This window comes from Citrobacter freundii ATCC 8090 = MTCC 1658 = NBRC 12681, from assembly GCF_011064845.1.
Lineage (GTDB): Bacteria > Pseudomonadota > Gammaproteobacteria > Enterobacterales > Enterobacteriaceae > Citrobacter > Citrobacter freundii.
In genome coordinates, this window is the sequence record NZ_CP049015.1 from 437,754 (window position 1) to 452,556 (window position 14,803).

The 14,803-nt window shown below is 51.4% G+C and carries 18 protein-coding genes; 8 read left to right on the top strand and 10 right to left on the bottom strand.

All coding sequences use genetic code 11. The features are described from left to right. Nucleotides 1–40: 40 nt before the first annotated feature. Nucleotides 41–1,306, bottom strand: a complete 1,266-nt coding sequence (gene yjeH, locus G4551_RS02165; protein ID WP_003839456.1) for an L-methionine/branched-chain amino acid transporter — start codon at nt 1,304–1,306, stop codon at nt 41–43. Between the two features lie 275 nt (nt 1,307–1,581). Here yjeH and G4551_RS02170 point away from each other — a divergent pair, with 275 nt between their 5' ends. The 3 genes from G4551_RS02170 to G4551_RS02180 all read left to right on the top strand — a co-directional run bounded on the left by G4551_RS02170 (nt 1,582) and on the right by G4551_RS02180 (nt 4,053). Further along, nucleotides 1,582–1,875 carry a co-chaperone GroES gene (locus tag G4551_RS02170; protein WP_000027827.1) on the top strand — a complete coding sequence of 98 codons (294 nt, stop codon included), beginning with the start codon at nt 1,582–1,584 and terminating at the stop codon, nt 1,873–1,875. A 43-nt stretch (nt 1,876–1,918) separates the two neighbouring features. After that, entirely contained in the window at nt 1,919–3,565 is a 1,647-nt protein-coding gene (gene groL, locus G4551_RS02175; RefSeq protein ID WP_003025464.1) for a chaperonin GroEL, read from the top strand. A gap of 134 nt (nt 3,566–3,699) precedes the next feature. Beyond that, a complete protein-coding gene (locus G4551_RS02180; protein WP_003025468.1) occupies nt 3,700–4,053 on the top strand; it encodes a DUF4156 domain-containing protein in 354 nt (117 codons plus the stop codon). Between the two features lie 179 nt (nt 4,054–4,232). On the opposite strand, the gene yjeJ is transcribed toward G4551_RS02180, so the two are convergent. Together yjeJ and epmB are read right to left on the bottom strand one after the other, a co-directional pair. Next, entirely contained in the window at nt 4,233–5,096 is an 864-nt protein-coding gene (gene yjeJ / locus G4551_RS02185; protein ID WP_003839457.1) for a YjeJ family protein, read from the bottom strand. Between the two features lie 184 nt (nt 5,097–5,280). Then, nucleotides 5,281–6,309: an EF-P beta-lysylation protein EpmB gene (gene epmB / locus G4551_RS02190; protein WP_003839459.1), complete on the bottom strand. Its 1,029-nt coding sequence runs from the start codon at nt 6,307–6,309 to the stop codon at nt 5,281–5,283. A 41-nt stretch (nt 6,310–6,350) separates the two neighbouring features. Between epmB and efp the strand changes: the two genes are divergently transcribed. The 3 genes from efp to ecnB all read left to right on the top strand — a co-directional run bounded on the left by efp (nt 6,351) and on the right by ecnB (nt 7,363). Then, nucleotides 6,351–6,917 carry an elongation factor P gene (gene efp / locus G4551_RS02195; protein ID WP_003025478.1) on the top strand — a complete coding sequence of 189 codons (567 nt, stop codon included), beginning with the start codon at nt 6,351–6,353 and terminating at the stop codon, nt 6,915–6,917. Nucleotides 6,918–6,974: 57 nt separating this feature from the next. Further along, the gene (gene ecnA / locus G4551_RS02200; protein WP_003830568.1) at nt 6,975–7,109 is read left to right on the top strand and encodes a lipoprotein antitoxin entericidin A; all 135 of its coding nucleotides are present in this window, start codon (nt 6,975–6,977) and stop codon (nt 7,107–7,109) included. A 107-nt stretch (nt 7,110–7,216) separates the two neighbouring features. Then, a complete protein-coding gene (gene ecnB, locus G4551_RS02205) occupies nt 7,217–7,363 on the top strand; it encodes a lipoprotein toxin entericidin B (RefSeq protein WP_003025482.1) in 147 nt (48 codons plus the stop codon). A gap of 30 nt (nt 7,364–7,393) precedes the next feature. Here the strand turns inward: ecnB and G4551_RS02210 are convergent, their stop codons facing one another. Next, nucleotides 7,394–7,993 (bottom strand): helix-turn-helix transcriptional regulator, encoded by a 600-nt coding sequence (locus tag G4551_RS02210; RefSeq protein WP_003025485.1) that lies wholly within the window; start codon nt 7,991–7,993, stop codon nt 7,394–7,396. Between the two features lie 256 nt (nt 7,994–8,249). Here G4551_RS02210 and sugE point away from each other — a divergent pair, with 256 nt between their 5' ends. Next, entirely contained in the window at nt 8,250–8,567 is a 318-nt protein-coding gene (sugE, locus tag G4551_RS02215; protein WP_000118520.1) for a quaternary ammonium compound efflux SMR transporter SugE, read from the top strand. Here the strand turns inward: sugE and G4551_RS02220 are convergent. Then, complete coding sequence (locus G4551_RS02220) at nt 8,564–9,097, bottom strand: lipocalin family protein (RefSeq protein WP_003025522.1); 534 nt, start codon at nt 9,095–9,097, stop codon at nt 8,564–8,566. The genes sugE and G4551_RS02220 overlap by 4 nt on opposite strands. Before the next feature lie 92 nt (nt 9,098–9,189). Then, a complete protein-coding gene (locus G4551_RS02225; protein WP_032939209.1) occupies nt 9,190–10,335 on the bottom strand; it encodes a class C beta-lactamase CMY-72 in 1,146 nt (381 codons plus the stop codon). 131 nt (nt 10,336–10,466) lie between these two features. On the opposite strand from G4551_RS02225, the gene ampR reads away from it, so the two are divergent. Then, complete coding sequence (gene ampR / locus G4551_RS02230) at nt 10,467–11,342, top strand: LysR family transcriptional regulator AmpR (protein ID WP_003839466.1); 876 nt, start codon at nt 10,467–10,469, stop codon at nt 11,340–11,342. A 42-nt stretch (nt 11,343–11,384) separates the two neighbouring features. On the opposite strand, the gene frdD is transcribed toward ampR, so the two are convergent. From frdD to frdA, 4 genes are read right to left on the bottom strand one after another with little or no spacing between them, the layout of a single operon-like run. Continuing rightward, nucleotides 11,385–11,741, bottom strand: a complete 357-nt coding sequence (gene frdD, locus G4551_RS02235) for a fumarate reductase subunit FrdD (RefSeq protein WP_003025535.1) — start codon at nt 11,739–11,741, stop codon at nt 11,385–11,387. Nucleotides 11,742–11,751: 10 nt separating this feature from the next. Then, nucleotides 11,752–12,147, bottom strand: a complete 396-nt coding sequence (gene frdC, locus G4551_RS02240) for a fumarate reductase subunit FrdC (RefSeq protein ID WP_003025537.1) — start codon at nt 12,145–12,147, stop codon at nt 11,752–11,754. A 10-nt stretch (nt 12,148–12,157) separates the two neighbouring features. Continuing rightward, nucleotides 12,158–12,892, bottom strand: a complete 735-nt coding sequence (gene frdB, locus G4551_RS02245; RefSeq protein WP_003025540.1) for a fumarate reductase iron-sulfur protein — start codon at nt 12,890–12,892, stop codon at nt 12,158–12,160. Further along, on the bottom strand, nt 12,885–14,675 hold the full coding sequence (frdA, locus tag G4551_RS02250; protein WP_003025543.1) for a fumarate reductase (quinol) flavoprotein subunit: 1,791 nt from the start codon (nt 14,673–14,675) through the stop codon (nt 12,885–12,887). Before frdA ends, frdB begins: the two co-directional genes overlap by 8 nt. Nucleotides 14,676–14,803 lie beyond the last annotated feature (128 nt).

Here is a 14,803-nt window from a genome sequence, read left to right on the forward strand (position 1 = left end):
TGTAGGCCGGATAAGCGTTAGCGCCATCCGGCAAAAGTGTTTATAGGCCGGATGATGGCGTCAACGTTGCTTTATCCGGCCTGCGGGGTAAAAACAGCCACAGCCCTGCCAGCATAATCAACGCGTACAAACTCTTCCAGCCGACCATTGCCAGTAGTAGTAGGCACAGCAGACCACCAATGACCGCCAGTGCGCGGTAATGCCCTTTCAGTAATCGACAACCCGCCAACATGCACAGCAAATAAATCATAATAAAGATGCCGTTGGCGTAGACGATTAACGCATCGAGATTGATTTGCAGCATATAGATGCACAGAGTACTGACTACGCAGCAGCCCAATACGGCGTTTAGCGCATTGCGCGGAAGGTGGCGGGGGGACAGACGAGCCAGATAACTCTCAGGCTTATACTGCGCTTGCGACCAGACCAGTCGAGCGAAACTTTGAATATAAATGTTGAGGCTGGCAAAACAGGCCAAATAACCAATGATGCAGGCGACCCACAGTGCCTGTACACCAAACAGTTGCACGACGATTTCTGGCAGCGATGCCGCCGCCGCCATCTGCTCTCCGTACGCACCAAAATGAAGTACAACGACGGTACATGCCCAGTACACGGAACCGGCCAGTAGCAGACCTATCATCAGCGCGCGCGGGAAATCCCGTTCCGGATTTTTGAATTCAGAGGCCAGGTGTGCGAACGCTTCAAGGCCAACAAAGCACCAGAACATCACCGACAGCGCGGCAAAAAGCCCGGGAAACTCAATTTTGTCAATGGCAGGAAAGGGGATCTCACTCGGTTTCAACTCGCCAGCCCACCAGATGGCGACAATCAGCGCGACGATCAGTCCGGCAATCACCGTTTGCAGGTTTGCGCTGGAGCTGGCACCCCGCGAACCGATGTACCAGACCAATACCAGCGTGCCGAGCTCTGCTAACAGAAGCTGCCAACCATGCCAGCCAAACATTGCCTGGCCGAATCCGGCGGCAATGTGCAATGCCGCAGGTAACCCCACTGGAATTACCGATAAAAAAAGCCACCCGGTAACGCGCTCAAGCCGTGAGCCAAAGGCCATGCCGACAAAATGCGCCACGCCGCCTGCGCTGGGAAAATGGCGACCGAGTACGGCAAAGACAATCGCCACCGGAAAGACTAAAACGATCAGCACCGGCCATGCCCACAGGCTGTTGTTGCCAGCAACCAGCGCGGCAAGTGCGGGGACGGCGAAAACGCCTGTACCTAACAATGATGTCGACAACAGGCCAACGCCCTGAGCCAGTCCCAGCTCTTGTTTCAGTCCGCTCATAAGTGGTTATCCGATTATGCCCATTGACCGGGCTATAGCGCAGATTTTTGATGGTATCACAATCAGATTTGCTTATGACGACGTGACTGAAATCGTTATGAAATGTGAGGTGTGTCGGCGTTTTGACGGGATTTTCTGCTGATAAAAAATTTTTTTCGCTTGCCCCCTTGAAGGCACAAAACCCCATCCCCATCTCTCTGGTCACTAGCCGGGAAACCGTTTACGGGCCGGCGTCACCCATAACTGATAAAGACTTTCTCAAAGGAGAGCTATCAATGAGTATTCGTCCGTTACATGATCGTGTGATCGTCAAACGTAAAGAAGTTGAATCCAAATCTGCTGGCGGCATCGTACTGACTGGTTCTGCAGCAGGTAAATCAACTCGTGGCGAAATCATCGCTGTCGGTAAGGGTCGCATCCTGGACAACGGTACCGTACAGCCGCTGGACGTGAAAGTCGGCGATATCGTTATTTTCAACGATGGCTACGGTGTTAAATCTGAGAAGATCGACAATGAAGAAGTGTTGATCATGTCTGAAAGCGACATCCTGGCAATTGTTGAAGCCTAATCCGCGAACGACACTGAACATACGAATTTAAGGGAAAGAGAAAATGGCAGCTAAAGACGTAAAATTCGGTAACGACGCTCGTGTGAAAATGCTGCGCGGCGTAAACGTACTGGCAGATGCAGTGAAAGTTACCCTCGGCCCAAAAGGCCGTAACGTAGTTCTGGATAAATCTTTCGGTGCACCGACCATCACTAAAGATGGTGTTTCCGTAGCACGTGAAATCGAACTGGAAGACAAGTTCGAAAACATGGGTGCGCAGATGGTGAAAGAAGTTGCCTCTAAAGCGAACGACGCTGCAGGTGACGGTACCACCACCGCAACCGTACTGGCTCAGTCCATCATCACTGAAGGTCTGAAAGCCGTTGCTGCGGGCATGAACCCGATGGATCTGAAACGTGGTATCGACAAAGCTGTCGCTGCTGCTGTTGAAGAACTGAAAGCACTGTCCGTACCGTGCTCCGACTCTAAAGCTATTGCTCAGGTTGGTACCATCTCCGCTAACTCCGACGAAACCGTAGGTAAACTGATCGCTGAAGCGATGGACAAAGTCGGTAAAGAAGGCGTGATCACCGTTGAAGACGGTACCGGTCTGCAGGACGAACTGGACGTGGTTGAAGGTATGCAGTTCGACCGTGGCTATCTGTCTCCTTACTTCATCAACAAGCCGGAAACTGGCGCAGTAGAACTGGAAAGCCCGTTCATCCTGCTGGCTGACAAGAAAATCTCCAACATCCGCGAAATGCTGCCGGTTCTGGAAGCTGTAGCGAAAGCAGGCAAACCGCTGCTGATCATCGCTGAAGATGTTGAAGGTGAAGCGCTGGCAACTCTGGTTGTTAACACCATGCGCGGTATCGTGAAAGTCGCTGCGGTTAAAGCACCTGGCTTCGGCGATCGTCGTAAAGCAATGCTGCAGGATATCGCTACCCTGACCGGTGGTACCGTTATCTCTGAAGAGATCGGTATGGAGCTGGAAAAAGCAACTCTGGAAGATCTGGGCCAGGCGAAACGCGTTGTTATCAACAAAGATACCACCACCATCATCGATGGCGTGGGCGACGAAGCTGCAATCCAGGGTCGCGTGACTCAGATTCGTCAGCAGATCGAAGAAGCAACTTCCGACTATGACCGTGAAAAACTGCAGGAGCGCGTAGCGAAACTGGCAGGCGGCGTTGCGGTTATCAAAGTTGGTGCTGCGACTGAAGTTGAAATGAAAGAGAAGAAAGCCCGCGTTGAAGATGCCCTGCACGCTACCCGTGCTGCGGTAGAAGAAGGCGTGGTTGCTGGTGGTGGCGTTGCGCTGATTCGCGTAGCGTCTAAAATTGCCGGCCTGAAAGGTCAGAACGAAGACCAGAACGTAGGTATCAAAGTTGCGCTGCGCGCAATGGAATCCCCACTGCGTCAAATCGTACTGAACTGCGGCGAAGAGCCGTCTGTAGTGGCTAACACCGTGAAAGCCGGTGACGGTAACTACGGTTACAACGCTGCAACTGAAGAATACGGCAACATGATCGACATGGGTATCCTGGATCCAACCAAAGTAACTCGTTCTGCTCTGCAGTACGCGGCTTCTGTTGCGGGTCTGATGATCACCACCGAGTGCATGGTTACCGACCTGCCGAAAGGCGATGCACCTGACTTAGGTGCTGCTGGTGGTATGGGCGGCATGGGTGGAATGGGCGGCATGATGTAATCATGTTGTTCTGAACCTCTCAGAATTGAGAAACCCCTGGTCAGAAATGTCCGGGGGTTTTTCTTTTGGTCATCTTTTTAGTATATGATTCAGCTACGGACATAACGTCCAACTAATTGATCATGGGGAATGACATGCACGTGAAATATTTAGCAGGGATCGTTGGTGCCGCGCTACTGATGGCGGGTTGTAGCTCCAGCAACGAACTGAGTTCAGCCGGGCAAAGCGTACGCTTTGTCGAAGACAAGCCTGGCGCAGAGTGCCAACTGATAGGCACGGCAACCGGTAAGCAAAGCAACTGGCTTTCTGGCCAGCACGGCGAAGAGGGCGGCTCAATGCGTGGCGCAGCAAACGATCTGCGTAACCAGGCTGCGGCAATGGGCGGTAACGTGATTTATGGCGTCAGCAGCCCATCGCAGGGAATGCTGTCCAGCTTTGTTCCTACCGCCAGTGAGATGATTGGACAGGTTTATAAGTGCCCTAACTGATTACACTTCATCCTTCAACCAGCCTCTTTGTTGGCTGCGCTGTGAAACCCCAGTCACATAGTTATCTATGCTCCTGGGGATTTTCTTCGTTTGCCGCCGCGATGCAGATTGAATGATTTTGTGTAATAAAGTGGCCTGGACAGACTCATGCAATCGTAGGCCTGATAAGCGCAGCGCCATCAGGCATTCTGAGTCTTATGTGCAGACTGAACACGTAAATGATGCAGTGCTCGCAGGCACTGATCCTGATTGAGCTTTTGCGTCTTATCACCCGTCAACGTTCTGATAAACACCTGGCACGGTACACCGGCAAGTTTTTTCAGCCGTGGGCTGAAATCGAGCAGACGGCGAGTAATGGCTTCGGCCTCTTTGCTGCCGGAAGCGGCGCGAGTTTTTACTACCGAACCACAGAAATGGGCTTTTCCTTTATCATCCGTATAGCGGTAAATAATCGCCAGATAATGATTAAACAAGTTATGTTTCCATTCGGGTTGTGTATAAGAGTCGTATTCCAGATTGTCGTTTTGCTGGCAATCCACATCGTACAGCGGCAGGAAATCCAGCAGCGATGTAATTCGTAGCGCTAAATCCCGCATGCCAGCATTATTTATTGCATGAATAATTGCATGCGCCAACACCTGAATCTGTAATTCATTAACCAGTAATTCATCTGTTTTCCCGTCATGTAGCGTCAGAGAAAATGCTAAGTTCTCCCCTTTATCATCCACTAACGTCAGTGAATTTATGCGACGGTTAATATCCGCATTCTTTAACTCATCTTCCTGAATTAACGGAATGTTTTCGTGCATCTTTTTGCTGGCTTTGTCACGTTCTTTTTCATATTGCAAACGTGCGTCTTCGCTAAGTTGGTGCTTCATATAGAGCCTGCTCTCGAGCGCGATAAGCAGATCTCTTAGCCCAAGCGGAGAGAGAAAAAACAGCGACTCTTTATTTCTTGGTTCTTTAATCTTCAATGCCAAAGCAACAAATTCATTCTTCTGACGAATAACACCGGTATTAATACCTTTAATACTGATAGCCATCAAAGGTTCTCCCTAACCATATATTTATTGAAAATCTAGATTTGACTTGATTTATATATCTTGCAAATAACTAATTGCGCGCTGCGAGTTAAAATAGCACATATTAAAAGTGCGGCTCCACCTGCAGGGATATTAAATAATCGTGATCGATAGCGAGTGTCCGAAATCGGACACTCAATAATGGTTATTGTTGGCGTAACTGCAGGTCCAACGGCGTTTTACTTGGCTCTCCACCAATTTCACGCGCCAGTTTGGGGACCATGTAACCGGAAACCAGTGTCAGCAGTTCACGCATAATGTGACGCGCTTTATCATCGCTGACCATAAAGTGGGCGGCACCCTGTACTTTATCCAGCACGTGCAGGTAATAGGGCATCACACCGGCATCAAATAGTGCGTTGCTAAGGTTAGCCAGGGTTTGTGCGTTATCGTTCACGCCACGCAGCAATACGCTTTGGTTGAGCAGCGTAACGCCCGCGGCGCGCAGACTACTCATCGCCTGGCGAAACGTCTCATCAACTTCATTGGCATGGTTAATGTGATTGACCAGCAGAATCTGCAGAGAGGAGCGCGCAAAACGTTCGACCAGTCCTTCGGTAATGCGCGCAGGGATCACTATCGGCAAACGGCTGTGAATACGCAGGCGTTTAATGTGCGGAATGGCTTCCAGTTGCGTGAGCAACCAGTCCAGTTCGTGGTCTTTGGCCATTAACGGATCGCCACCAGAGAAGATGATTTCATCCAGCTCAGGATGCGCGGTAATGTAGTCGAGAGCGACCTGCCAGTTGCGTTTATTGCCTTGGTTTTCGGCATATGGGAAGTGTCGACGGAAGCAATAGCGACAATTCACCGCACAACCGCCTTTGACCAGCAACAGTGCCCGATTGCGATATTTATGCAGCAGACCGGGAACCACACTGTGCTGTTCTTCCAGCGGATCGGTTGAGTAGCCTGGCGCGGCAACAAACTCTTCCTGGGAGGTAAGTACCTGACGCAAAAGCGGATCGTCCGGGTTACCTTTCTCCATGCGGGCAATAAACGCGCGCGGCACGCGCAGGGCGAAAAGCCGTCTCGCATCGCGTCCGGCCAACAGTTTTTCATCTGCGTCTATATTCAAAAGATGCAGAAGTTCATCGGGATCGGTCACAACATCGGCAAGTTGCGATAACCAATCTTCTCTGGATGGGGTATTTAGGGTTACAATATGCGCCATTTTGTGGCTTAGCTACCAGTTAACAATTTTCAGAGGGCCTTATGGCAACGTACTATAGCAACGATTTTCGTGCTGGTCTTAAAATCATGTTGGACGGCGAACCTTATGCGGTTGAAGCCAGCGAATTCGTTAAACCAGGTAAAGGCCAGGCGTTTGCGCGCGTTAAGCTGCGTCGCCTGCTGACCGGTACTCGCGTAGAGAAAACCTTCAAGTCTACTGACTCCGCTGAAGGCGCAGACGTAGCCGACATGAACCTGACTTTCCTGTATAGCGACGGTGAGTTCTGGCACTTTATGAATAACACCACTTTCGAACAGCTGGCTGCTGACGAGAAAGCGGTAGGCGATAACGCTAAATGGCTGCTGGACCAGGCTGAATGCATCGTGACCCTGTGGAACGGTCAGCCGATCTCTGTAACTCCGCCGAACTTCGTTGAGCTGGAAGTTGTTGAAACCGACCCAGGTCTGAAAGGCGATACCGCTGGTACTGGCGGCAAACCGGCTACCCTGTCTACCGGCGCAGTCGTTAAAGTTCCGCTGTTCGTACAGATCGGCGAAGTGATCAAAGTGGATACCCGCTCCGGCGAATACGTTTCTCGCGTAAAATAAGTCTTCCATTTGATCTTATGGCGCAGGTTGCTGCGCCATACTTTTTCCAGGGCAGGAATGATGAAACGTCTTCTCGGTCTTGTAATGCTACTCCTTTTCACCAGCACCCTCCTGACGGGATGCAATACCGCGCGCGGCTTCGGTGAAGACATCAAACATCTTGGCAATTCAATCTCTCACGCTGCCAGCTAATCATTTCATATAGTCTTAAAAACGGTTGTTTATCCATCACACTCCCAGATCTTGTCTATTATTAAGTAGCTATACACAAACAATATTGGCTAGAAAAGGAAGACGTTATGGTTAAGAAGACAATTGCTGCGATCTTTTCTGTGTTGGTACTTTCTTCCGTTTTAACCGCGTGTAATACCACACGAGGCGTAGGACAGGATATTTCTGAAGGCGGTAGCGCCATTTCTGGTGCAGCGACAAAAGCTCAGCAATAATGAAGAACGGTACGACGTCGTGTCGTACCGTTAATCTCCCTTCCCTGGGAGTGACAGAAACGGCGAGAAGCGGTTCCCCAGGTGCAGTTTCATACGGATATTCCTCTTATAGGTGTAGACCGTTTTGCCATGTATGCTGAGTGCGGCGGCAATGGCATTGTTACTCACACCATCCATCCACATTGATAATACTTTCTCCTCCTGCGGCGTAAGCAAAGGCGTGGCGTTTTTGGGTATTTCTAATGCGGGGCGAACCTGAAGTGCTTCCTGAATTGTGTGGGAGAGTGTGTTCAGCGTGGTGTGCTTGGTCAAGACCGAATGGGCGACGGATTGAGAGGGTGCGATGGGGGCATGCTGTCTATCTGCTGATTGCAGTAAAATCAGTGGGATGACGCCACAACTCATAAAAAAAGGGTTAATTGGCGGACTGGAGTGCGTCTCGCTAATAAAACTGTATAAATCCGCGATCACCAGATGCGGTTTCCATTGCAAAATATGCTCTTTTGCTAACAGGAGATTATTGATTCCTGATACCAGAAATGAAGAGCTGAACCTGCCAGAATGATTAAGCAAGGCCTCTATCCCTGTGCGGGTAAAGTGGCACCGGTCAATCACTAAAATTTTAAGCATAAACGTTTCGCATTCAGAAGAGGGGCAATCGACTTTCCGGTTTCAGAAAGCCCTTCATCATAGAGAACTCCGATGAGTGCCAAATGCGGGAACTACGCCGCTAATTATGCTTAATTCTTGCTTTTAGCTGGCAGTGAATAAAAAGGTTGAAATTCATTTTCTTCCGGGCAAAAATGCCATTTCACACATCAGCTTTGTAGGACGACCTGCAAACGCTTCTTTCACCGGGGACGGCCCCATTGTTCTGGAGCCTGATATGTCCTGGATCGTTTTATTAATTGCAGGTTTGCTCGAAGTCGTCTGGGCGATTGGCCTGAAATATACCCACGGTTTTACGCGTCTTACGCCAAGCATTATCACTATTGCGGCGATGATCGTCAGTATTGCCATGCTCTCCTGGGCAATGCGCACATTACCTGTAGGAACCGCTTATGCGGTCTGGACCGGCATTGGCGCCGTCGGGGCGGCCATTACAGGGATTTTGCTGCTGGGTGAATCTGCCAGCCCGGCGCGTTTGCTGAGCCTTGGGCTGATCGTTGCTGGCATTATTGGTCTGAAGCTGAGCACTCACTAAGCGCCAGGCTGTTTCACCCAAATCAGCTTATTCACCTCAAACCCTTCCCGGGTCGCGATGGCTAACATTTGCTGTTTCATTTCATCTGAAATAGTTGGGGTCCGTGAAAGGATCCACAGGTAGTCGCGATCCGGACCGCAAACCAGCGCGTGACGATATTCCCGGTCGAGTGCAATTACGTTATACCCACCATAGAAGGGGCCGAAGAATGATACTTTAAGCGCGGCCGTGCTTGGGTCGCCGGTGAAATAGGCTTTCCCTTCCGTTTTCTGCCACATCTCCCTGTCAGGGTTATAGCCCTTGTTAATAACGTTGATGCCGCCGTCGTCGCGCAAGCTGTACGTTGCGGTCACTTTATCCAACCCGCGCTCGAAACGATGGTCGAAGCGCGCAATTTCATACCATGTTCCCAGATAGCGTTTGGCATCAAAGTTATTCACCACGGTAACGCCTTTCGGCGGTGTTGGGGAGCTGCAAGCGACAACCAGGAATGCAGCCGTAACTGCAGCAACGACGGGCAGAATGCGCATAGTGTTTTCCTTACTGTTTTTTGTTAAGTGTAGATGACAGCAGGGAAAAAAGAGCAAGAAAGGAGGTCCGATTTACCGGACCCCTCTGTCAGTTATTGCAGTTTTTCAAGAATGCGCCAGGCCGCCTCGACGCGAGCCGGGTTGGGGTAGCTTTTGTTTGCCAACATTACGATGCCAAGGTTTTTTTCTGGAACGAAGGCAACGTAGCTGCCAAATCCGCCTGTGGATCCTGTTTTATGCACCCATGAGGCTTTCACGGCAGGTGCTGGCGGGTTTACCTCAACGGCGGGAAGCGCTGCCAATGCCACTTTGCTGTCGCTGCCGTTGATGATCGAATCAGCTTTCAGCGGCCAGTTCAGCATCTCCCAGCCTAATCCCTGGTACATATCACCAATACGCCAGTAGCGAGACTGCGCAAGCTCAATGCCCTGCTGGAGCGTTTTCTCCTGAACGTGGCTGGCGTCCATGTTGGCCTGAACCCAGCGGGCCATATCGATAACGCTGGATTTCACGCCATAGGCTTCGGCGTCAAGTTGTCCCGGAGAAACGTGCACAGGCTTCCCTTCGAGATAGCCCCAGGCATAGTTTTTTTGTTCGCTTTGCGGAACCGTAATCCAGGTATGCGCCAGTTTTAATGGTTGCAGGACGCGTCTGGTCATTGCCTCTTCGTAGCTCATACCTGAAGATTTCACCGCCAGCGCACCAAACAGACCAATGCTGGAGTTAGCGTAAAGACGCTTAGCGCCCGGAGTCCATTGTGGTTGCCAGTTTTGATAAAAGCGCAGTAATTCGGCTTTATCCGTAACGTCATCGGGGATCTGCAGCGGCAGGCCACCCGCTGTATAGGTGGCTAAGTGCAGCAGGCTGATACCCCGCCACTGTTTGCCTGTCAGTTCTGGCCAGTATTTCGTGACCGGATCGCTGAGCTTAATTTCGCCGCGGGCGATAGCGTCGCCGCCCAACACGCCGTTAAACGTCTTACTGACCGACCCTAGCTCAAACAGCGTTTGCTGCGTGACTGGGTGGTTATTGGCGATATCGGCTTTACCCCAGGTAAAGTAATAAGGTTTCCCCTCGTAGATAATCGCCACGGCCATACCCGGAATAGCCTGCTCCTGCATCAGTGGTGTGATGGTGCGGTTAACGATATCGGCAATTTGTTGTTCTGTTTTTGCGGCAGCAAACGTGGAGAAAGAGGCTGTCAGCAGCAGCGCGCAGCATATCGATTTTTTCATCATGAAATCAGTTCCGTAATTAAAAGCAAAAGGGTGTCCGGGCCCGTCAGACGCAATCAGTGTGTTTGATTTGCACCGTGTTGACAAACGGTTAAATTTAGCAGCAGATATAAGTTTTTCTAACAGGCTTAATGATGACGCGTAGCTATATCCCTCTTAACTCGCTGCGGGCTTTTGAAGCCGCGGCCAGACATCTCAGCTTTACCCGCGCTGCGATTGAGCTCAACGTGACGCATTCTGCCATCAGCCAGCATGTCAAATCGCTGGAGCAGCAGCTGAATTGTCAGCTTTTTGTGCGCGGTTCTCGTGGATTAATGTTGACGACTGGAGGGGAAAGTCTGTTACCTGTACTTAATGACTCCTTCGATCGTATGGCGGGGATGTTGGATCGTTTTGCCACTAAACAGACCCAGGAAAAACTTAAAATTGGCGTAGTGGGAACCTTTGCTATCGGCTGTCTTTTCCCGCTGTTGAGCGATTTTAAGCGCAGTTACCCACATATTGATTTGCATATTTCTACCCATAACAATCGCGTGGATCCCGCCGCCGAAGGGCTGGATTATACCATTCGCTACGGTGGGGGAGCCTGGCACGATACCGATGCGCAATATTTATGTAGCGCGCTGATGTCTCCACTGTGTTCGCCAACATTGGCTTCGCAGATTCAAACGCCTGCGGATATCCTGAAATTTCCGTTATTACGATCGTATCGGCGGGATGAATGGGCGCTTTGGATGCAGACGGTCGGAGAGGCGCCTCCGTCACCGACGCACAATGTGATGGTGTTTGATTCGTCAGTCACCATGTTGGAAGCTGCACAGGCGGGAATGGGTGTGGCAATTGCGCCAGTCAGAATGTTCACGCATTTACTCAGCAGTGAACGTATCGTTCAGCCGTTTTTAACGCAGATTGATTTGGGAAGCTACTGGATAACGCGTTTGCAATCTCGCCCGGAGACGCCCGCGATGCGTGAATTTTCCCGTTGGTTGACCGGGGTGCTGCACAAATAAAAAAGGCCCGCCAATGGCGGGCCTGATAATTAACGCATGTACTTAGATGGTCAGAATACCAATCGCCGTTACAACGGTCAGGATAGCTGCCAGTCCGTAGAATACCCATTTGCCAGCCGGCACGTGGATTTTCAGGTCATGCATCGCGTGGTGCATACGGTGTAAACCACACCACAGCGGCAGAACGATCATCAGGAACAGAAACGCACGTCCGATGAAGCTCTGAGCGAATGCCAGTACGCGTTCATAGCTGAAAGCATCAGGAACAAAGCCCAGCGGCAGCATAATGCCTACCAGCAGGATCATTACCGGCGCAATGATTGCGCTCCACATACCGCCTGCACCAAACAGGCCCCAGAATACGGGTTCGTCAGAGCGTTTTGGATTTGGATTAATCATTCCGGACTCCTTACCAGAACAGGGCAACAAACAGTATGACTACTGTAGCAACCACAGTGACTGCCCAGAGACCTTTGATGATCGGCTCTGGCCCCATTTTTTCGTCTTTTACGATGATGTTGGCTGCTTTTGGTGCCAGCTCAAACCAGGTTTTGGTATGCAGCAGAGCTGCTGCCAGGGCGATAATGTTAAGGATTACCACCACCGGGTTTTGTAAAAAGGCGACAAAGCCCATCCAGGACTCTGCACCATGCTTGAGTGCAAACAGGCCGATAATCAGTTCAATGCTGAACCAGACTGCCGGGACTGCCGTGCCTTCACGCAGCATGTAAAAACGATAAAATGGCAGCTTTTTCCACCAAGTGGACGTCATTGGCCGCACATAGGCTTTACGTTTAGTCGTCATCGTGCACTCCTTAGCGTGGTTTCAGGGTAGCGATAAGAAAGTCTTTTGAACTTTCAACTTTACCCTGCTGAATGGCCGCAGCCGGATCGACGTGTTTCGGGCAGACTTCGGAGCAGTAGCCCACGAAAGTACAGGTCCAGACGCCGTTCGGGCTGTTCAATTGAGCCATACGCTCCTTCTTACCGTGGTCGCGGCTATCTTCGTTGTAACGATGCGCCAGCGTAATCGCAGCCGGTCCAATGAACTCAGGGTTCAGGCCGAACTGCGGGCACGCGGCGTAGCACAGACCACAGTTGATGCAACCGGAGAACTGATGATACTTCGCCATCTGCGCCGGAGTCTGGGTATTTGGACCCTGATCCGGTGTACGCGGGTTACCGATGATGTACGGTTTGATCGCTTCCAGGCTTTCGATAAAGTGCGTCATGTCGACGACCAGATCGCGCTCAATCGGGAAGTTACCCAGCGCTTCAACCTTCATGCCGTTTGTGTAATCACGCAGGAAGGTTTTGCACGCCAGTTTCGGTACATTGTTGACCATCATGCCGCAGGAGCCGCAGATTGCCATACGGCAGGACCAGCGGTAGCTCAGGTCCGGTGCCAGGTTATCCTTGATGTAGCCCAGCGCATCCAGCAGTGACGTGGTTTCATCATAAGGAACTTCGTAGAAAGCACTGTGCGGCGCGGTATCGGTTTCCGGGTTATAGCGCACCACCTCAACTTTCAGGTTTTTCATCTCAGCCATTCGCCTTCTCCTTCTTATCGGCTGCTTCCGCTTCGCCACCGTAAACACGTTTAGCCGGTGGCAGAGTGGTGATTTTCACGTCGCTGTATTCCAGGCGAGTCGTGCCGTCAGCATCGCGGAAGGCGAGGGTGTGTTTGAGGAAGTTCACGTCGTCACGCTCGGTACAGCCTTCATCCAGACGCTGATGCGCGCCGCGGGATTCTTTACGCGCCAGCGCGGAGTGCGCCATACATTCAGCAACGTTCAGACCGTGACCCAGTTCGATGGTATACAGCAGGTCGGTGTTGAAGACGCTGGAGGTATCAGTGATACGTACGCGCTTGAAGCGTTCCTGCAGTTCAGCCAGCTTATCAACGGTTTTCTGCATCAGTTCCGGCGTACGGTAGATACCGCAACCTTCTTCCATGGAGATACCCATTTCATCACGGATCTTAGACCAGTTTTCGTTACCTTCCTGGTTAACCAGATCTTTCAGACGTTTTTCAACGCCAGCAACCTGTGCATCCAGAGCGGCACTGTTTGCAGCGCCAGCCGTTGCAGCGCGTTCCGCAGCTTGTTCACCGGCCATACGACCGAAGACCACCAGTTCCGCCAGGGAGTTAGAGCCCAGACGGTTAGCGCCATGCAGACCAACAGAGGAACATTCGCCGACAGCGAACAGACCTTTAATGCGGGTTTCACAGTGCTGATCGGTTTCGATACCGCCCATGGTGTAGTGCGCGGTCGGACGTACCGGGATCGGTTCTTTAACCGGATCGACACCCACGTAAGCTTTCGCCAGTTCGCAGATGAACGGTAAACGTTCGAGCAGTTTTTTCTCACCGAGGTGACGCAGGTCGAGGTGAACCACATCGCCACGCGGAGTGGAAATGGTGTTACCTTTGCGCCATTCGTGCCAGAAAGCCTGAGAAACTTTGTCGCGCGGACCGAGTTCCATGTATTTGTTTTTCGGCTCGCCCAGCGGGGTTTCCGGACCCATGCCGTAGTCTTGCAGATAACGGTAGCCGTTTTTGTTGACCAGGATACCGCCTTCACCACGGCAACCTTCTGTCATCAGGATACCGGAGCCTGGCAGACCCGTCGGGTGATATTGAACGAATTCCATATCACGCAGCGGAACGCCGTGGCTCAGCGCCATGCCCATACCGTCGCCAGTTACGATGCCGCCGTTGGTATTGTAACGGTAAACACGACCAGCGCCGCCCGTTGCCATTACGACTGCGTTAGCACGGATCTGCACCAGCGTGCCTTCCATCATGTTCATGGCAACCAGGCCGCGGGCATGACCCTCGTCCACCAGGATATCCAGAACGAAGTGTTCGTCAAAGCGCTGAATCTGCGGGAACTGCAAAGATGTTTGGAACAGCGTATGCAACATGTGGAAGCCGGTTTTATCTGCGGCAAACCAGGTACGCTCGATTTTCATGCCGCCGAAGCGACGTACGTTGACGCTACCGTCTTCACGACGGCTCCATGGGCAGCCCCATTGTTCCAGTTGCGTCATTTCAGTTGGGCAGTGGTGGACAAAGTAATCCACGACATCCTGCTCACATAGCCAGTCTCCGCCTGCTACCGTATCGTGAAAATGGTAGTCAAAGCTGTCATGATCCTGCGCGACAGCAGCAGAGCCGCCTTCGGCAGCAACGGTATGGCTGCGCATTGGGTACACTTTTGAGATCAGTGCGATTTTAGCGTTGGGATTTGCTTGTGCGGCAGCAATTGCAGCACGTAATCCCGCGCCACCGGCGCCTATAATGGCAAGATCGGCTTGAAAGGTTTGCACGACATTCCTCCAGATTGTTGTTATTTCATCCCCGCCTGAAATCAGATGCTTCATCGGCTTCAAACAGGTTATGAACGCGTTTCCACTGCTCCTTTATAGGTACAATAGTATAGTCTTAGGGATGTGCG

Excerpts from the sequence above, each read along its gene's own strand:
- yjeJ (WP_003839457.1), bottom strand. The coding sequence starts at position 5,096 with ATGGCTATCAGTATTAAAGGTATTAATACCGGTGTTATTCGTCAGAAG.
- ecnB (WP_003025482.1), top strand. The coding sequence starts at position 7,217 with ATGGTTAAGAAGACAATTGCTGCGATCTTTTCTGTGTTGGTACTTTCT.
- ampR (WP_003839466.1), top strand. The coding sequence starts at position 10,467 with ATGACGCGTAGCTATATCCCTCTTAACTCGCTGCGGGCTTTTGAAGCC.
- G4551_RS02220 (WP_003025522.1), bottom strand. The coding sequence starts at position 9,097 with ATGCGCATTCTGCCCGTCGTTGCTGCAGTTACGGCTGCATTCCTGGTT.
- frdC (WP_003025537.1), bottom strand. The coding sequence starts at position 12,147 with ATGACGACTAAACGTAAAGCCTATGTGCGGCCAATGACGTCCACTTGG.
- frdD (WP_003025535.1), bottom strand. The coding sequence starts at position 11,741 with ATGATTAATCCAAATCCAAAACGCTCTGACGAACCCGTATTCTGGGGC.
- groL (WP_003025464.1), top strand. The coding sequence starts at position 1,919 with ATGGCAGCTAAAGACGTAAAATTCGGTAACGACGCTCGTGTGAAAATG.
- G4551_RS02170 (WP_000027827.1), top strand. The coding sequence starts at position 1,582 with ATGAGTATTCGTCCGTTACATGATCGTGTGATCGTCAAACGTAAAGAA.
- G4551_RS02225 (WP_032939209.1), bottom strand. The coding sequence starts at position 10,335 with ATGATGAAAAAATCGATATGCTGCGCGCTGCTGCTGACAGCCTCTTTC.
- epmB (WP_003839459.1), bottom strand. The coding sequence starts at position 6,309 with ATGGCGCATATTGTAACCCTAAATACCCCATCCAGAGAAGATTGGTTA.
- efp (WP_003025478.1), top strand. The coding sequence starts at position 6,351 with ATGGCAACGTACTATAGCAACGATTTTCGTGCTGGTCTTAAAATCATG.
- yjeH (WP_003839456.1), bottom strand. The coding sequence starts at position 1,306 with ATGAGCGGACTGAAACAAGAGCTGGGACTGGCTCAGGGCGTTGGCCTG.
- G4551_RS02180 (WP_003025468.1), top strand. The coding sequence starts at position 3,700 with ATGCACGTGAAATATTTAGCAGGGATCGTTGGTGCCGCGCTACTGATG.
- G4551_RS02210 (WP_003025485.1), bottom strand. The coding sequence starts at position 7,993 with ATGCTTAAAATTTTAGTGATTGACCGGTGCCACTTTACCCGCACAGGG.
- frdB (WP_003025540.1), bottom strand. The coding sequence starts at position 12,892 with ATGGCTGAGATGAAAAACCTGAAAGTTGAGGTGGTGCGCTATAACCCG.
- sugE (WP_000118520.1), top strand. The coding sequence starts at position 8,250 with ATGTCCTGGATCGTTTTATTAATTGCAGGTTTGCTCGAAGTCGTCTGG.
- ecnA (WP_003830568.1), top strand. The coding sequence starts at position 6,975 with ATGATGAAACGTCTTCTCGGTCTTGTAATGCTACTCCTTTTCACCAGC.